This is a genomic window from Flavobacteriales bacterium, from assembly GCA_026129465.1.
Taxonomy (GTDB): Bacteria; Bacteroidota; Bacteroidia; order Flavobacteriales_F; family PHOS-HE28; genus PHOS-HE28.
The window spans coordinates 2,593,618-2,612,346 of record JAHCIA010000001.1 but is presented as its reverse complement, the minus strand read 5'-3'; the positions used below and the strand labels follow the sequence as shown (position 1 = coordinate 2,612,346).

Below are 18,729 nucleotides of genomic sequence, written 5' to 3'. Positions count from 1 at the left end.
TACGCTCAGAAGGCGCTGCTGGTCACACGGCGCTGCTCCCGTCCCGAGTGCGTGCCGAGGTAGATCACCGAGAACTCGAAGGCCCCATTCCCACGCGTGTAGGTGCGCAGCGGCGAGGAGTTCACATCGTAGCTGAAGCGGTAGATCGCGTTGCGGTGCTTGAGGCCCACGTGCGCGATGATGGCGTCCTTCACGCGGTGTGAGCAGCCGGCGATGGCGCTGTACATGGAGCCCATGATGGCCATTTCGCCCAGCAGTCCCACGTTGATCTGCTCGTCGTTGCCCTGCCGCATGTAGAGGCCCATGGGCACCAGAAAGAGCGTCTCATCCAATACCTCGATGCGCGCACCGCCATTCACGGACCAACGGATCGGCATATCACTGCGCTGGGCGCGGAAGATGGACTCGTCCGGCGTGGTCACATGGAACAGCGCGAAGTTCCCGAAGGGATTCAAACGCTTGTGGCGGTTGGTGCCACGGTACGCCACACCGATGCCCACATCGGGCATGAAGCGGCCGCCACGTTCGAAGAATTCGCCCGTGGGCAGGTCCGAATTGAAGTAGCCATCGCTGTACTGGGCGTCCCAGATCAGGTCGTTGTCGTTCACCTTCTTGTAGATCAGGCCCAGGTTGGTGCCCACGGACAGTGTGTGGTTCGCCTTGCCGTTGGACACGTTGTAGGCGGCCGTCACCCCGAATTGGAAGGTGTTCATGATGCCGGCCATGTTGTAGTTGCTCATGTAGGTGCCGAAGCCATAGCGGTTCTGCAACTGCACATCGTAGGCGAAGGCCGTGGTGAAGAAGGCGCTCGCCAGGCTGTTCCACTGGCTGCGCACGTTGGTGTGCATGCGGAAGTCCGCGTTCTCGTATTGCCCGGTGAGCGCGGGGTTCAGCAGGATGGGCGCCGCGTCGTACTGGGAGAAGTGCGCGTCCTGCGCATAGGCCCGGCCCATGCCCAACAGGGCGATGAACAGCGCCGCATGGATGTTCTTGCTCGTCCTCATCTGCTTGCTTTCTACGCGGTTCATCGTACAAGGGTCACTTTGCCGGTGCGGTCATGCAGTTCGCCATCCACCGTGGTGGCCACCACCGAGTACACGTACACACCGTTGATGGATGGATGGCCCTTGTGGGTGCCGTCCCAGCCGAACTCGGGGTCGTTCGTTTCGAAGATGAGCTGGCCCCAGCCGTTGTAGATCTTCAACTCGATCGTCTCGAAAGGCCCGCCGCGCACGATGAACACATCGTTGGTGCCGTCGCCGTTCGGGCTGAAGGCGTTGGGCAGTTTCGGGGGCAGGATGTCCTTCGTTTCGATGACGATCAGCAGCGAATCCTGATCGGTGCAGCCTGCGGCGTTGGTCACCGTCTGCACCACGATGTACTGCCCGGCCTGCTGGAACACATGTACCGGGTTCTGCAGGATGGTGCCCTGGCCATCGCCGAAGTTGTAGTACCAGCCCGTGGCACCGGTGCTGTGGTCGGTGAAGACGATCTCCTCGCCGGTGAAGGGTTCGCCTTCGTAGCTGAAGCCGGCCACTGGCGCGGCGAGGATCTCGATCACCTGGCTTACCGTGGCCTGGCAGCCGTTCGCCGCGAAGACCGTGAGCGTCACCAGATACTGGCCCGGCTCGGCGAACGAGGTGTTCACCTGCGGACCGTTGGCCGAAGCGCCGTTGCTGAAGCTCCAGTTCCAGCCGATGATGGCCGGACCAGCGGTGGTACTGGCATCGGTGAACACCGTCTGCGAACCCGCGCAAGCGTTCGCCAGGTTGAAGGCGGCCACCAACGGGTTCGTGAAGGAGACCACAAGCGTGTCGCTGGCGGCCGGACAGAACTGGTTGCCGGTGGTGGTGAGCACCAGTTGGATGGATCCCATCGCCTCATCACCGGCACCGGGTTGGTAGCTGGCCGAGGGATCGTTCAGGCTCGGCAGGAAGGTGCCCGTACCGGTGGTGCTCCACTGTACCCCCGCAGCGCCGCTGAAAGAAGCGCCGAGTTGCACAGGTGCCAAGGGGTCGCAGGTGCTGACGTCATTGCCGGCATTCGCTGTCGGCGGTGGTTGCAGATGCACCACCATCGTGTCTGTGGCGGCCGGGCAGCCCATGTTGCCCGTGGTGCCCAGAACGAAATGCAGCTCAGGGAATACGAGGTCGGTGGCGCTGGGCAGGTATTGGGCGTTCAGCGAAGCGTTGTCCGGCAGGAAGATGCCCGTGCCCGTGGTGCTCCACACGCCTCCGCCGGCGCCGATCACCGCGCCGCCCAGTTGGATGGTGGTGCCGTCGGCGCAGAGGAACTGGTCGGGCCCTGCGCTGGCGATGCGGGCGGGCACGATGTCCACGAAGAGCGAGTCATGCTCGTTGCCGCAGAGGCCGGTTCCGAAGCCCGTGATGGTGATCCAGACCCCGCCCGCGATGCTGTCGTTAACCGAGGGCGTGTAGGTGGTGGCCAGCGCGGCCGCGTCCGCAAAGGCGCCGCTGCCCATGGTGCTCCACAGCACGGAGCCCGCATTCTGGACCACACCGTTCAATGCCACTGGTTGCATGCCGCTGCAGAGGATCTGGTCCGGGCCGGCGCTCACCACGGGTGGCACATGGTAGCTCACCAGCATGGTGTCCACCCCGGCGGGGCAACCCAGATTGTTGGTGGTGGTGAGTATCAGCGCCACGGTGCCGATCACGAAGTCGGCCGGGCCGGGAACGTAGGTGGCGTTGAGGGTCGTGGCCGAAGGCAGGAAGGAGCCTGTTCCCGTGGTGCTCCATTGGCCGGTGCTGGTGCCCGATACACTGCCGCTCAGGGCGATCTGCGGGTCGTCGCTGCAAGCGACCACATCCGGGCCCGCATTCGCCGAAAGACCGCCGCCGAAGCTCAACACCAGCTGGTCGCTCACGGCGCTGCATGGTGCGACTCCCATGGTGGTCACGGTCAGCGTCACCGAACCGGCGATGCTGTCGGCCGCGCTCGGGTAGTAAAGGGTCACCAGGGCATTGGGGTTGAGGAAGGTGCCGGTGCCTGAAGTGGTCCACAGGCCACCAGGAGCGTTCACGGCATTGGCGACAAGTTGCACGGCGGCGGCGCTGCAAGCGATGATGTCATTGCCCGCGTTGATCGTGGGCAGCTGCTGTACGCTCACCACCATGGCATCGGTGGCCGGCGCGCAGCTGCCGTTGGTGATCGTGGTCAGGGTCAGTGTCACGCCACCATTGGCGAGGTCGGCCGCACTGAGCGTGTAAGTGGCGTTCGGGTTCGTGGTGTTGCTGAAGCTTCCCGAGCCGCTGCTGCTCCAGACCATGCCGGTCGCGCCTCCGCTGAAGTTGCCCGCCAATTGCACGATGGGCGAGTTGGCACAGACCGTCTGGTCCAGGCCCGCATAGGCGAAGCTGCTCGCACCGAAGGTCAAGACCATCTGGTCCTGCGTGGCCGGGCATGTGCCGGTATTGGTCGCCGTCAAGGTCAACACCACGGAACCATTGGCCACATCGGCCGGGCTGAAATAGTAGGCCGCGTTCAGTACATCTGCGCTGGGGAAGAAGGTGCCGCTTCCAGTGGTGCTCCAGGTGCCCGCGGGTGAGCCATTGATGATGGTGCCCTGCATCTGCGCGTGATCGCTCAGCACGCACACACTCTGGTCAGGTCCCGCGTTGGCGATGACCGCATCGGTGATGTGGATCGTCATCGCATCGCTCACGGCGTTGCAGTTGCCATTGTTCAGCGAGGTCAGCGTCAGCGTCACCTGTCCATTGGCGATATCCGCCGCGCTGGCCGTGTAGGTGGTGTTCAAGGCGCCCGCGTTGGCGATGGATCCCGTGCCGGAGGTGGTCCACTGGCCCACGTTGGTCACGCCGCTGATCACGCCCGACAAGCTGAACTGGTCGATCAACTCGCAATAGGTCTGGTCCGGACCGGCGTTCACGTAAGGCGCGGGGGTAAGCGTCAGTTGCATCGCATCGCTTGCGCTGTTGCAGCTGTTGACTGCGCTCAGGGTCAGCGTCAGTTCGCCGATCGCCGTGTCCACCGCGCTGGGGATGTAGGTGGGCGTGAGCACCGTGTTGCTCGGGAAGAAGGAACCGGTACCCGAGGTGGTCCACTGGATCTGCGTGGCGTCACCGCTCAGTGAGCCATTGAGTTGCACCACCGCATTGTTGGCACAGAAGCTCAGGTCGGGGCCGGCGTTCACCGTGCCAAAGGGCAGGATGCTGATGTGCAGCGTGTCGGAGGCCGGTGCACAGGCGCCCGTATTGGTCGCCGTCAGCACCAATGACACCTGGGTCAGCAAAGAATCCTGGGCGCTGGCCTGGTAGATGTTGGAGAGCGCGCTGGCCGGGTTCACGAAGGTGCCCGTGCCCATGGTGCTCCACACGCCCGTGCTGCTGGCGCCTCCCACCGTACCGTTGATCAGCACATTCAGCTCGCTCACACAGGTCGTCACATCAGGACCCGCGTTCACCGTGCTCACCGGGGTTATGGTCACGGCCATCTGGTCCATGGCGTTGTCGCAGCTGTTCACGCTCCAGGTGAAGGTGAGCGTGCCCAGTGCCGCGTCGCCAGGCACCACCTGGTAGATGGCATTGGCCGCATTGGCGTTGGGCAGGAAAGCGCCTCCGCCCGTGGTGGACCAGGTGCCTTCCGAAGCGTTGCCGGTGATGGTGCCGTTGAGTTGAACGGTGCTCTGCGAAGCACATATCGCCTGGTCCGGGCCGGCGAAAGCATTGGCGTTCGGCAGTATCGTCACGGTGATCACATCGCTCACCGCATTGCAGAGACCATTGTTGGTGCTGATCAGCGTCAGGTCCACGCCGCCGTTCAGCGAATCCAGGCTGCTGGCCAGATAGGTGGCATTGAGCACGTTGGCGCCGGGGAAGAAGGTGCCTGTGCCGGAGGTGCTCCACATGCCGGTGCTCGCGCCACCCTGCACCGTGCCGTTCAGCGGCACCTGCAAGGCGTTGCTGCAGATGGTGATGTCGTTGCCGGCGTTCACCAAGGGTGCAGGGGTCATGGTCAGTGTCACCTGGTCGCTCACGGCAAGGCAGTTGCCGTTGCCGGTGCTGGTCAGGGTCAGGGTCACGCCGCCCTGCTGCAACTCGAAAGGCGTGGGGATGTACTGCGCGTCAAGCGTCCAGGCGTTCGGGCTGAAGGTGCCCAGGCCGCCGCTCCATGTGGCACCAGCGGCCACGGTCACGGAACCGTCCAATGTGGTCACGGGGTTGTTCACACAGATGCTGGCATCCAGGCCGGCGTTCACCACCGGAGCCGGCGTGAACACGACGGTCACCGCATCATTCGTGGCGAAGCAGTTGCCATTGCCGGTGCTGGTGAGGGTCAGCGTCACCTGGCCCGCCGCCAGCTCGGAAGCGGTGGGCGTGTAGACAGGGCCCAGTACGTTTGCGCTGGGGCTGAAGGTGCCACCACCACCACTCCAGGCGCCGCCGTTGGCATTGGTCACATCGCCGTTGAGCTGCACCGCCGGGTTGTTCACGCAAACGGTCTGGTCCGGGCCGGCGTCCACGATCGGCGCACCGGTGAAGGTCACGGTCATCTGGTCGCTCATGGCGGCGCAGATGGTGGTGCCCGTGCTGGTCAGGGTGAACGTGACCGAACCGCTGGCGATCTCTTCCGCCGTGGGTTGATACTGGGTGGCCAGCGCCACGTTGGAGGGGAAGAAGGTGCCCGCACCGCCGGTCCAAATGCCGCCCGGTGCATTGCCCACGAAGCCGTTGAGCGTGACCCCGGGGTTGTTGGCGCACACCGCCTGGTCAGGACCGGCGTTCACCACAGGGGTGGGGTCGAAGTGGATCGTCATCGCGTCGCTCACCGCATTGCAATTGCCATTGCCCGTGGTGGTGAGCGTGAGGACCACCTGGCCACTGGCGATCTCGAGAGCCGTTGGCGTATAGGTGGCGTTGAGTGCCTGTGCCGTTGGGCTGAATGTGCCATTACCACCGCTCCACAGCGCACCATTCGCCACGGTGATCGCGCCCTGCAAGGTCACCGCCGCATCGTTGGCGCACACCGTCACATCGGCACCGGCATTCACCGTGGGCGCCGGGGTGAAGGTCAACCACAGCGAATCCTGCACACTGAGGCAGCCGCCATTGCCGGTGGTGTTGAGGTAGAGCCACACCCCGCCGTTGGCGATCTCCGATGCGCTGGGCGCGTAGCTGGCATTGAGGGTTCCGGCATTGGGGCTGAAGGTGCCCGAGCCACCGGTCCAGGCGCCGCTGTTGGCACCGACCACCGAGCCGCCGAGCTGCACTGTGGCGTTGTTGGCGCACAGTACCTGATCGGCACCTGCGTTCGCGATCGGTGCCGGGCTGATGTCGATCGTCACCTGGGTGCTTACCGCGCTGCACAGACCATTGCCGGTGCTGGTAAGGATGACCGTGGCACTGCCCGCAGCGATCTCTCCTGAGGTGGGTTGATACACGGCGTTGAGGTTGTTGGGCGAAGGCGTGAAAACGCCCGCGCCGCTCCATACGCCACCGCTCGCATGTTGCACCGATCCGGAGAGCTGCACGCTGGCATTGTTGGCACAGGTCTGCAGCGGCGTGTTGGCCTGCACGATGGGCGCCGGGTTGATCGTCACCACCACTTGGTCGCTCGCGGCGTTGCAGGTGCCATTGCCCACCGTGGTCAGGGTCAGCGTCACACTTCCTGCGGAGATCTCCGCTGGCGAAGGCGTGTAGATCGCGTTCAGCGAGGCGCTGCCCGGGCTGTACGTGCCGGTGCCGCCACTCCATAGACCGCCGGACGCCACCGTCACCGAACCGTTCAGTTGCACACCGGCATTGTTGGCGCAACTCACCAGATCGACACCGGCGTTGGCCGTGGGTGCGGGCGTGAAGGTGAAGGTCACCTGATCGCTGACCGGCGAGCAGCCATTGTTCCCCGTGGTGGTCAGGGTCAGCGTCACGTTGCCCGCGGCGAGTTCACCGGCTGAAGGCGTGTAAATGGCGTTCAGCGTGTTGGCATTGGGGCTGAAGTTGCCCTGCGCGCCACTCCATGATCCACCGTTGGCCACGGTGACCGCGCCATTGAGCTGGATCGCCGCATTGTTGGCGCAGAAGACCTCATCAGGCCCAGCGTTGGCCGTAGGCGCCGGGGTGAAGGTGATCAGCACCTGGTCGCTCACGGGCACGCAGTTGCCTGTACCGATGGTGGTAAGCGTGAGTATGATGCTGCCCGCTGCCACTTCCGCCGGCGTGGGCATGTAGGTGGCATTCAACGAGGCGATCGAGGGGCTGTAGACACCCGCACCACCGCTCCACTGGCCGCCACCTGCGCCGGTGACCGAACCACCAAGCTGCGTGAGCGGATTGTTGCTGCACACGAAGATGTCGTTGCCCGCATTGGCCACCGGGGCGGCGATGATGGTGATGACCATCTGGTCGCTCACCGCGCTGCACAGTCCATTCTGCGTTGTGGTCAGCGTCAGCGTCACGCCACCCAGGGCCACTTCCGCAGGGCTCGGCACGTAGGTCGCGTTCAAGGAGTTGGGGCCCGGGCTGAAGGTGCCCGTGCCGCCGCTCCAGATGCCGCCGCCCGATACCGTCACCACGCCATTGAGTTGCACGGTGGGATCGTTGGCGCACACCGTCACATCCGGCCCGGCGTTCGCCGTGGGACTGGTGGAGAAGACGATGAAGACCTGGTCGCTCACCGGTGCACAGCTTCCGTTGCCGGTACTGGTGAGGGTCAGGGTCACACTGCCATTGTTCAACTCCGTGGTGGAGGGCGTGTAGGTGGCGCCCAGTGCGGTGATGCTTGGCGAGAAGCCGCCCGTACCACCGCTCCAGATGCCGCCAGTGGCGTTGGCCACGCTGCCATTGAGCTGCACAGTAGCGTTGTTGGCGCAGACCAGTTGGTCGGCTCCGGCATTCACCACAGGCGCCGGTGCGATCTGGATCAGCAGGTTGGCCGACACGGCGTTGCACAGACCGTTGCCGGTGCTGGTCAGCGTGAGCGTCACCTGCCCGGCGGCGATCTCCCCCAACGAGGGTGTATAGGTGGCATTGAGGTTGGTGTTGCCGGGGTCAAAGGCTCCCGCTCCACCGGTCCAGATGCCGCCTGCGGCATTGTTCACCACACCGGCCAATTGCGCCGTGGCCGAATTGGCGCACACGGTGATCGTGCTGCCAGGGATCACCACCGGAGCGGGCGTGATGGTGATGACCACCTGGTCGCTCACCGGGTTGCTGTTCCCGTTGCCCACCGTGGTCAGGGTCAGCGTCACGCTTCCCGCGGCGATCTCGGCAGCACTGGGGATATAGGTGGCGTTGAGCGTGGCGTTGTTCGGGATGAAGGTGCCCGCGCCACCACTCCAGATACCGCCCGTGGCGATGGTCACGGACCCGTTCAGTTGAACGCTGGCGTTGTTCGCACAAATGGTCTGATCGGGGCCGGCGTTGGCCGTGGGCGCCTCTGTGAAGGTGATCGTCATCTGATCACTGGTCGCTGCGCAGGAGCCGTTGCCCGTGGTGGTCATCGTCAGGGTCACACTGCCCGCGGCGATCTCGGATGCCGTTGGCGTGTACACCGCATTGGGGGTCGTGTTGTTGGGGGAATAACTGCCCGCCCCACCGCTCCACAGGATGCCCGTGGCTACCGTGAAGCTGCCCGCCAGCGTAGTGTTGGCGTTGTTCGCGCTCACGGATTGGTCAGGGCCGGCATTCGCCGTGGGCGCCGGGGTGAAGGAGACCGTCACCTGGTCGCTCACCGCATTGCATAGACCATTGCCCGTGGTGGTGGCCGTCAGTGTCACGCTGCCGTTGGCTATCTCGGTCGGTGAAGGCGAATAGGTGATGTTCTGTGCGAGGTTGCCGGGGGTGTAAAGTCCCATGCCGCCACTCCACTGCACACCGGTGGCTCCGGTGATCGCGGCATTGAGCACCGCGTTGGCATTGTTGCCGCAAAGCGTCTGGTCGGCACCGGCGTTCACCGTGGGTGCCGGGGTGATGGTCCAGGTCACCTGGCTGGTCACCGGGTTGCAATTGCCGTTGCCAGCGCTGGTGAGAGTCAGCGTCACACTGCCCGCCGCGATCTCCGCCGCGCTTGGCATGTAGGTGGCGTTGAGGGTGATGTTGTTCGGCGTGAAGTTGCCGGTGCCGCCGCTCCACACGCCCCCCACCGCACCGGTCACCGAGCCGTTGAGGGCGATCTGTGGCGCGTTGGCGCATACCGTGCCATTGGCGCCGGCATTCACGATCGGCGCAGGCGTATAGAAGATGGTACGCGTGTCGGTGGCGGGCAGGCAATTCCCGTTGCCCGTGGTGGTCAGTGTAAGTGTCACCTGTCCTGCGGCGATATCGGCAGCGCCGGGCGTGTAGGTGGCGTTGAGCGTGTTGGCGTTGGGCGCGAAGGTGCCCGCGCCACCGCTCCACACACCTCCCGAGGCCACCAGCACGCTGCCGCCAAGCGCTACCGCCGCATTGTTGGCGCATACCGTCACATCGGGACCGGCATTGGCCGACGGAGGGTCGGTGAAGGTGAGCGTCATCTGGTCAATGGCCGGGTTGCAGAGACCGTTGCCGGTCGTGGTCAACGTGATCGTAACGCTGCCCGCTGCGAGATCGGCCGGGCTCGGCGTATAGATCGGGTTCATGTTGGTGGTGCTCGGCGAGAAGGTGCCGCTACCACCGCTCCATACGGCACCCGTGGCGATGGAGAAGGCGCCAGACAAGGAGGCCGTGGCGTTGTTGGCGCACAGCGTTTGATCGGGACCCGCGTTCACGGTCGGTGCAGGTGTGATGCTGAAGGTCACCTGGCTGCTCACCGCGTTGCAGTTGCCATGGCCCACGCTGGTCAATGTCAGCGTCACGCTTCCATTGGCGATCTGCGCCGCAGTAGGCGTGTAGGTGGCATTGAGCGTGGTGTTGTTCGGCGAGAACGTACCACCGCCGCCGCTCCAGATACCGCCCGTGGCACCGATCACGCTGCCGTTGAGTGCGATCGCCGAGTTGTTCGCGCACACGCTTCCATTGGTGCCTGCGTTCACGATCGGCGCAGGCGTGAAAGTGATCGCCACCTGATCGGTCACCGCGTTGCAGTTCCCGTTGCCGGTGCTGGTCAGTGTCAATGTCAGTATCCCCGCCGCGACCTCAGCAGGCGTGGGGGTATAGGTCGCGTTGAGGGTGGTGTTGTTCGGCGTGAAGCTGCCACCGCCACCGCTCCAGATCCCACCCGCGGCACCGCTCACACTTCCGCCCAGTGCAATGCTCGCGTTGTTGGCGCACGCCGTTGCATCCGGTCCTGCGTTCACCACGGGTGCGGGAGTGAAGCTCAACACCACCTGGTCGCTCACGGCATTGCAGAGCCCATTGCCCGTGGTGGTCAATGTCAAAGTCACATTGCCGTTGGCGATCTCCGCGGGCGTCGGCGTGTACACCGCGCCCATGTTGGTATTTCCTGGGTTGTAGCTGCCGTTGCCCCCGCTCCAGATAGCGCCAGTGGCCACTGTGAATGAACCATTCAATGTGGCCGCAGGATTGTTGGAACACAGGATCAGGTCCGCACCGGCGTTCACCGTCGGTGCAGGCGTGATGTCATAGATCACCTGGCTGCTCACCGCGTTGCAATTGCCATGGCCCACGCTGGTCAGGGTAAGGGTCACACTGCCAGTGGTGATCTCGGCCGCTGTAGGCGAGTAGGTGGCATTGAGGGTGGTGTTGTTCGGCGTGAACGTGCCTCCACCGCCGCTCCAGATACCGCCCGTGGCACCGATCACGGTGCCGTTGAGCGCGATCGTCGCATTGTTCGCGCATACGCTCCCATTGGTGCCCGCGTTCACGATCGGCGCAGGCGTGAAGGTGATCGCCACCTGATCGGTCACCGCGTTGCAGTTCCCATTGCCCGTGCTGGTCAGTGTCAATGTCAGTATCCCCGCCGCGATCTCCGCAGGCGTCGGCGAATAAGTGGCGTTCAGTGTGGTGTTGTTCGGCGTGAAGCTGCCCCCGCCACCACTCCAGATCCCGCCCGTGGCACCGCTCACACTTCCGCTCAGTGCAACGCTCGCGTTGTTTGCGCAGGCGGAAACATCCGGCCCGGCGTTCGCCACCGGGGCGGGCGTGAAGTTCAGCGTCACCTGGTCGGAAGCTCCGCTGCATGCACCATTGCCGGTGGTGCTGAGCGTGAGTGTCACGCTGCCATTGGCGATCTCGGCGGGCGTGGGCGTGTACACCGCCCCCATGTTGGTGTTGGCCGGGCTGTAGCTGCCGCCCCCGCCGGTCCAGATGCCCCCGGTGGCCACGGTGAACGATCCGTTGAGCTGGGCCGAAGGATTGTTCGCGCAAAGTGTCTGGTCGGGACCGGCATTGGCCGTTGGCGAAGGGGTGATCGACCAGACCACCGTGCTGCTCTCGGGGTTGCAGTTGCCGTTGCCCGCGCTGGTCAGGTTCAGGGTCACACTGCCACTGGTGATCTCGGCCGCCGTGGGTGTGTACGTGGCGTTCAGCACCGTGTTATTGGGGCTGAACGATCCGCCGCCACCGGTCCAAACACCACCCGTGGCACCGATCACACTGCCGTTGAGGGCGATGGCCGGGCTGTTGGCGCAGACGCTACCTCCGCTGCCCGCATTGACGATCGGTGCCGGAGTGAAGGCGATGGTCTTGTTCGAGACGGCAGGCAAACAGTTGCCATTGCCCGTAGTGGCAAGCGTCAGGGTCAGCGTACCTGCGGCGATCTCCGCCAGCGTGGGGGTATAGGTCGCATTCAGCGATGTATTGGAGGGGCTGAAGGAACCCGTGCCACCACTCCAAACGCCGCCGGAGGCCACGGTGACCACGCCATTCAAGGTCACCGCCGCGTTGTTGGCACAAACAGACACGTTGCCGCCCGCGTTGGCCGTGGGAGCCGACGTGAACGAAAGCATCACCTGATCGGTGACCGCCAGACAACTTCCATTGCCCGTGGTGGTCAGGGTCAGCGTCACCGATCCGCTCGCGATCTCCGCGGCGGTGGGTGTGTAGATCGCGTTGACGTTGGTGGTGCTCGGGTCGAAGCTGCCCGCTCCACCGCTCCAAATGGCCCCTGTCGCCACCGTGAAAGACCCGTTCAATGTGGCCGCGGCGTTGTTGGCGCAAAGGGTCTGGTCGGCACCGGCGTTCACCACGGGGGGCGACGAGAAGGAGACCAGCACACTGTCCGTCACAGCAGGGCACACCCCGTTGCCCGTGGTGGTGAGGTAGAGCATCACCAAGCCGTTGTCGATCTCGGCGGCCGTGGCATTGTAGGTGGCGTTGAGGTTCGCGTTCGATGGCAGGAAAGTGCCGCTGCCGCCGGTCCACACGCCACCCACCGCATTGAGGATGCTGCCTTGCAACTGCACAGCAGGATTGTTCTTGCACGCTTCGATCGCGGCGCCCGCATCGGGGATGGGCAGCGCGCTGAAATCCACCACCATGGAATCGTACTCGGGCGTACAGGGGCCGGTGGAGGTGAGCGTCAAGGTGACCGTGCCCAACGCGAGGTCACCAATACTTGGAATGTAGGTGGCGTTGAGCGCAGTGGCCGACGGATCGAATGTGCCGCTGCCGGTGGTGGTCCAGATGCCGGTGGTGCTTCCGCCCGAAACATGGCCATTGAGCTGCACCAGATCGCTCGCGCAGCGGGTCTGGTCAGGGCCAGCATCCACCACGATCCTGCCGCTGAACTCCGAGAAGAAGCCGTAACGGCACCCACTGGTGGCGCCGCCGTTGATGATCGCCAGCGAGAAGACATCACTGGTATTGGTGACGATGAATGCCTGGTTCACCGGCACCTCCGTGGGGTTGTATCCGATGCGTGCGGCCATCCATTCGCCTCCGGTGCCCGGCACGGGCTGGAAAGCGCTGCCGGGGATGGTGGCCGTGCCGGGGCCGGTCACCACGAAATCATTCTGCGATCCATTGCGCACCAGCAGGTGCAGGAAGAAGGATTCCGCGGTTGAACGCGTGAAACTGAGCACCTGGCTGCCCGCGCAGTTCAGTGGCGGCATGATGGCCATGCCCTGCTCGCATCCGAAGCCTGTGACGTGGATGGCGTAAGCGGGCTTGCTGGTGTGGATGTATGTGGAATTGACCGGACCGCCGAAGAGATAGTCCATGTCGTGCCGGTAGTACTGCCCCGCGAAGAGCGTGGCCACCGGCGTGGCCGAGCCGTCGATGAACACCTGCGTGTTGTTCTGCACGGCCATGATGAACATCGACTCGTCACCTGTCTGGTTCAGGCCACCCTTGATCGCCACGTAGTCCGTGCCCAGGATGTTCACCGGCACGATCTGGTCCAGCATCAGATCATAGCAGCCGCCCGATGGGTTGTGGTTGGAGTCGTCCTTGAGCGAAACCGCCACAGGCTTGTCGCTCAGGACCACGGCGCCCGATGGGTGGGTGAGCGGATCGAAGTGCGTGAGCGGATTGGTGTTGCCGCAGGAATAGGTCTGTCCCCTGTTCAGCGTGATGGTGAAGGGCACCAATGCCGGATGACCATCCACCGCCACGGGCGAATAGATCATCACCGTGGTGTTGTTCTCCGTGGCCACGATGTCGAAAGAGGCGAAGGCCAGGTCCGCGTTGTTGGGAGAGTAGTTGTGGTTGAAGTAAGGGGCGTGCTTGTGCAACGGGATGTAGAACTCGGTGCCCAGGCCATTGGCCCCTTTCAGGGCCATGATATCCGGGTTGTTCGTGTTGCTCAGCTCGTAGTAGCAGGTGATGTTCGCCGTGGATTCGATCAACAGGCCGGTGTTGCGCACCAGGTTGGTCGGGCGCGTCTCCAGTTGGGCCTTCAGCGCCGTGAGGTTGTGCCGCACGGCCGAATTGGCCGCCACGTTGAGCACGATGGGGTTGCCGCCATTGAAGGCCGCGTTGGCCGGCTGCCGCACGGTGACCACTGCGGCCTGGTCGCCGGTGGTCACGTTCAGGAAAATGGGTTCGTCTCCCGGCGTGTTGTGGTAGTAGGTCACGTCTGGCGGAGCCATCCAGAACTCCGTTCCGGTCTGTGCCGAAAGGGCACCGCCGAAAAGAGCAAGGGCCAGGAGGGTCGCGAATTTCTTCATGGGTCCCAGGTCAATGCGCCCATGAGTGGTGGGCGCGGGTCCGTTCTACGCCCCGCCTGCTCCTTGGGTTCCCAGCTCCGGCGAAGCCGTGCGCGTCACCTAGTTTTGGCTTGGCCCTTGCCCCGCCGCCCATAGATGTCCCGTCCCTTCCCGCTCCTGGTCGCTGGCGCCCTGTTGGTGGGCGCTTCCGCGCTTGTCGAGGAGCCCGATGCGGAGGGGGCGTTGGCCCATGAGGCCCAACGCCTGCAACGGACGATAGATCGGAGCTACGCCCATCTTGAAACGTCGGCGGCCCAACTCTGCGCCGACCTGGAGGCGATCGGCCCTAAGGCCTGGCTGGAACGCCACGTGCTGGAGCTGGAGTCCGAACGGCGGCGGACAGGTACGGTCTACTTGGGGTTTCGGGGCGGCGGTCTCGTCTGCTGGAGCGGGCCCTCCCTCCGGGATGCTCCGGGACCTGTGGGCACCGGGCAGGTGATCGCCCCGGACGGCATCTGGTCCCACGCCATGGCTTCCTCCGGAGACTATACCATGCACGCGCTCAGGCCGGTATGGCGAACGCCCCCCATCGAGAACCGCTATCTGCAACGCGGTTTCCATCCCTCCCTGGAGGTCGCCGCTGGTCTGGTGGCCAATGACAGCCCATCGTCCGGCCCTGCGCTGGTGGACCGTCATGGCCGCGTCATGCTCCACCTGGCATGGCGCGATGGCGCTCTTGAAATGGGCCGATGGCTCCATCTCCGCCTCGGTCTGTTGTTCGCTGGCCTGGCCCTGTTGATGACCGGCCTCTGGGTTTGGTCCATGCGCGTGGTGCGCACCGGCAGACCGCTCCCGGGGTTCTTGCTTTTCCTGGCGGCGACCCTCGTGCTGCGCCTATCCGCTTGGGCCATCGTGCATTGGGGGCCATTGGACCGCCTGCCCTTGTTCGATCCGGCGGTGTACGCCACATCGGCCCTGCTGCCCTCCCTAGGCGACATGCTGATGAACACCCTGACGCTGCTGCTGTGCATGGCTTTCCTGCACCGCATCACCCGGCACACGGCGGTGTTGTCCAAGGGGCATCTGGCGGTCTTCCTCGTCACGTTCGCCCTGTTGCTCCAAGCCGCGTTGACCACCTGGCTTGTGACAGGCCTGGTGGATGACAGCAGCATAGAACTGGACCCCTACCACGTGCAGGGCCTGGATGTCTTCAGTCTGCTGGCCTTGACCGGCATGATGGCCGCCTTGGCAGCTTGGCTTTTCGCCGCGTCGGCTTGGGCGGCAAGCGTGCTGGCAGGCAAGCGTATCGGAAACTGGATCCCCGGGGTGGCTGTGGGGATCGCATGTCATCTGCTGCTCTGGCAACGGATCGTCCCGAGCGACCTGCTGGGCGGCCTTTGGCCCATCCCCCTGTTGGTCCTGATGGTCCTCGTGCGCACGCGCGGCCCACGCTTTACCCAAGTGGTGGCCGGGCTGGCCTTGCTGGCGGCGGTTTCGGCCTACCTGTTGGATCGCCGCACCACGGAACGCGAGGGGCGTGAGCGGCTCGTGCTCGCCGAACGTCTGGCAACCCGCGAAGATCCCGTGGTGGAACAACTCTTTCGCGAGATGTCACCCGGCTTGCGTCGCGATCGCGGCGTGTATGCCATGCTTTCCGGACAACGGCCCTGCGCACCCGGCGATCTGGACCGGCAGGTGCGCCAGCGCTTCTTCAGCGGCTGGTGGGAGCGCTACGATGTGCGCCTTTTCGCCTTCGGCCAGGACGGGCGACTGGTATGCGCCACGGACGCCGACCCGCCGCGCAGTTTCCAAGGGACGCGGGATGCCTTCGCCGATCCCGCGGCGATCTCCGATACGCCCGATCTTTTCATTGAAGAACAGACCGGACGAAGCCCTTTCTACCATGCCCGGGTGGCGGTGATGCCGGTGGACAGCCTTCCACCTGGGCAACTTATCGTGGAACTCTATCCCCGTTCGGCGGCGCAGGGACTTGGCTTTCCCACTTTGCTGCTTGCCGGCGACGACCCCCTGGCACGGCGCTCGGAACGATACGCCTACGCACGCTACGAGAACGGGCGTCTCGTGGAACGGTCCGGGGCATATGCCCATCCACTCAAATGGCACCGAACGGACATGCATGATGGACATGTCTGGTTCGATGGAGAGGGCTATCGGCACTTGGCCAAGGGCGATCCGAATGGCACCTTGATCATGCTCAGCCGGCCCATTCCGGGGCCGCTGGACAGGGCCACCGCCTTCAGCTACCTCTTCGCGCTCTATAGCCTTGTGCTCGCGACGGCCCTGGCCCTCCATGGCCTCTGGCGCGCACGCGGTCTTCCCGTGCTGGGTATCGGCGCCAAGGTGCGCCTGGCCTTGGTGCTCTTTGCCATCGCAGGCCTCTTCTTCTTCGGTGTGGGCACGCAGCGCCTGCTCACCCGGCAATACGATCAACGCTTCGAGAAGACCCTGCTGGAGAAGGCGCGTTCCGTGCACCAGGAATTGCAGCAACGGCTGGATGGCGAGCCGGTCCTGAACATATCGCATGCCGCCTACCTCGACCACCTGCTCGCGCGCATGAGCAATGTGTTCTTCACCGACATCATCGTCTACGATGTGCAGGGGTTGAAGCTGTCCACCTCACGCCCCCAGATCTTCGCCACGGGCCTCTTGGGCCCACGCATGGACCCCGTGGCGTTCACCCGGGTGGTGATCGGTGATGCGAGCATCTTCACGCACGAGGAATCCATCGGCAACGCGAACTACCGGGCGGCCTACCTCCCGCTTCGCGACCGGGGCGGGCAAGTACTCGCCTACCTGGCGCTGCCGGGTTTCGCCGATCAGGCCCAACGTGAACAGGAGCGCGCGGACGTGTTGGTGGCCGTGGTCAACCTCTTCGCGCTGCTCTTCGCCCTGAGCGTGGTGGTGGCGGTGATCATCAGCAACTGGACCACCCGGCCACTGGACCTGCTGAAGAACGCCCTCGCCCGAGTGGGTCTGCAACAGGCGAACGAACCCATCCGCTACCGGGGCGATGACGAGATCGGCCAACTGGTGGAGGTGTACAACCGCAAGGTGGAGGAGCTCCGCGAAAGCGCCGAGCTGCTGGCGCGCAGCGAACGTGAAAGCGCCTGGCGCGAGATGGCACGGCAGGTGGCGCATGAGATCAAGAACCCGCTCACGCCCATGAAGCTGAGCATCCAGCATTTCCAACGCACCTGGAAGCCCGATACCGTGGATGCCTCGGAAAAGCTGGACCGATTCAGCAGGGGGCTCGTGGAGCAGATCGACACACTCAGCGGCATCGCCAGCGCCTTCAGCAACTTCGCCGAAATGCCTCGCACCCATGCCCAGGCCCTGGATCTGGCGGAAGTGGCGGAGGCCGCATTGACCGTGTTCCACGCCACGCCGGGGATCCATTGCGACTTGCGCCGCACAGGCTCGGCGCCCCTGCCCGTGCATGCGGACCGCGAACAATTGTTGCGGGTATTCAACAACCTGCTGAAGAACGCCGTTCAATCCATTCCCGATGGGCGCGATGGGCGGATCGCCATCACGCTGCGCCGCACCAAGGATGAGGCCGTCGCTGAGGTGCGCGACAATGGCATCGGCATCCGGGAGGAGGACCGAGAGCGGATCTTCCGGCCCAACTTCACCACCAAGAGCAGTGGCATGGGCTTGGGCCTGGCCATGGTGCAACGCATGGTGGAGAACGCCGGCGGAAGGGTGTGGTTCGAGAGCTGCGAGGGTGAAGGGAGCACCTTTTTCGTGGCGCTACCCCTCAGCTCTTAGCGGATACATTTGTCCATGTCATGCCGGCCCCGGGTCAAGCCCGGGGTTGTCCGGCATCGCTCCACAGCATGCCTTACACCAACCTCCTCATCCAGGACGACGGCCCCATCCGTCTCATCACCATCAATCGCCCCGACCAGCTCAACGCGCTGAACCGCGCGACCATCGATGAGTTGGACCGTGCGTTGAACGATGCCGAGGCCGACAAGAGCGTGCGCGTGCTCATCCTCACCGGCAGCGGTCCCAAGGCCTTTGTGGCCGGAGCCGACATCAAGGAGTTCGCGCACTTCAGCGTGGAGGAGGGCAAGGCCCTGAGCGCCGATGGGCACCACAAGCTCTTCGACCATGTGGAACGCTTGAACAAACCGGTGATCGCGGCGGTGAACGGCTTCGCTCTGGGCGGCGGACTGGAACTGGCCATGAGCTGTCATTTCCGCGTGGCCAGCGAGAACGCCAAACTGGGCCTGCCCGAAACAGGCTTGGGCGTGATACCCGGCTATGGCGGCACGCAGCGCTTGGCTCGATTGGTTGGAAAAGGCAAGGCCATGGAGATGATCTTCCTCGGCGGCGCGGGCATGATCAAGGCCGATGAAGCCCTGCAATGGGGACTGGTGAACCACGTTGTTGCGCAAGATCAACTCATGGCCAAGTGCATGGAACTCTCTGCGGCCATCGCGAAGAACAGCCCCACGGCATTGGGCGCCGCCATCCGCGCGGTGAACGCCGGTTACGAGCCCGGGGTGAACGGCCTCGCCCGCGAGATCGAGGAGTTCGGCAAGTGCTTCGGAACAGCGGATTTCAAGGAGGGGACGAGCGCGTTCATGGAGAAGCGGAAGGCCGGATTCATGGGCACCTGATGGCATCGCTTACATGGGTTGTCAGTTGCCGGTTGTCGGGAAGAGCGCCACCGGTCCATTCTACCGCACCTGACAACTGAC

At 64.3% G+C, this 18,729-nt stretch carries 4 protein-coding genes; 2 read left to right on the top strand and 2 right to left on the bottom strand.

Going from position 1 to position 18,729, the window contains the following annotated elements; translation table 11 throughout:
* Positions 1–5 precede the first annotated feature (5 nt).
* Positions 6–1,028, bottom strand: coding sequence for a PorP/SprF family type IX secretion system membrane protein (locus KIT10_11165; protein ID MCW5899816.1), 1,023 nt, complete (start codon positions 1,026–1,028; stop codon positions 6–8).
* Complete coding sequence (locus KIT10_11160) at positions 1,025–14,023, bottom strand: gliding motility-associated C-terminal domain-containing protein (GenBank protein MCW5899815.1); 12,999 nt, start codon at positions 14,021–14,023, stop codon at positions 1,025–1,027. The genes KIT10_11165 and KIT10_11160 overlap by 4 nt, the downstream gene beginning before the upstream one ends.
* Before the next feature lie 135 nt (positions 14,024–14,158).
* Between KIT10_11160 and KIT10_11155 the strand changes: the two genes are divergently transcribed.
* Together KIT10_11155 and KIT10_11150 are read left to right on the top strand one after the other, a co-directional pair.
* On the top strand, positions 14,159–17,791 hold the full coding sequence (locus KIT10_11155; GenBank protein MCW5899814.1) for a HAMP domain-containing histidine kinase: 3,633 nt from the start codon (positions 14,159–14,161) through the stop codon (positions 17,789–17,791).
* 68 nt (positions 17,792–17,859) lie between these two features.
* Positions 17,860–18,648 (top strand): enoyl-CoA hydratase/isomerase family protein, encoded by a 789-nt coding sequence (locus tag KIT10_11150; protein ID MCW5899813.1) that lies wholly within the window; start codon positions 17,860–17,862, stop codon positions 18,646–18,648.
* Positions 18,649–18,729 lie beyond the last annotated feature (81 nt).

What these genes read in the sequence shown, in the direction of transcription:
- KIT10_11160 (MCW5899815.1), bottom strand. Translation starts at nt 14,023, where the DNA reads ATGAAGAAATTCGCGACCCTCCTGGCCCTTGCTCTTTTCGGCGGTGCC.
- KIT10_11165 (MCW5899816.1), bottom strand. Translation starts at nt 1,028, where the DNA reads ATGAACCGCGTAGAAAGCAAGCAGATGAGGACGAGCAAGAACATCCAT.
- KIT10_11150 (MCW5899813.1), top strand. Translation starts at nt 17,860, where the DNA reads ATGCCTTACACCAACCTCCTCATCCAGGACGACGGCCCCATCCGTCTC.
- KIT10_11155 (MCW5899814.1), top strand. Translation starts at nt 14,159, where the DNA reads ATGTCCCGTCCCTTCCCGCTCCTGGTCGCTGGCGCCCTGTTGGTGGGC.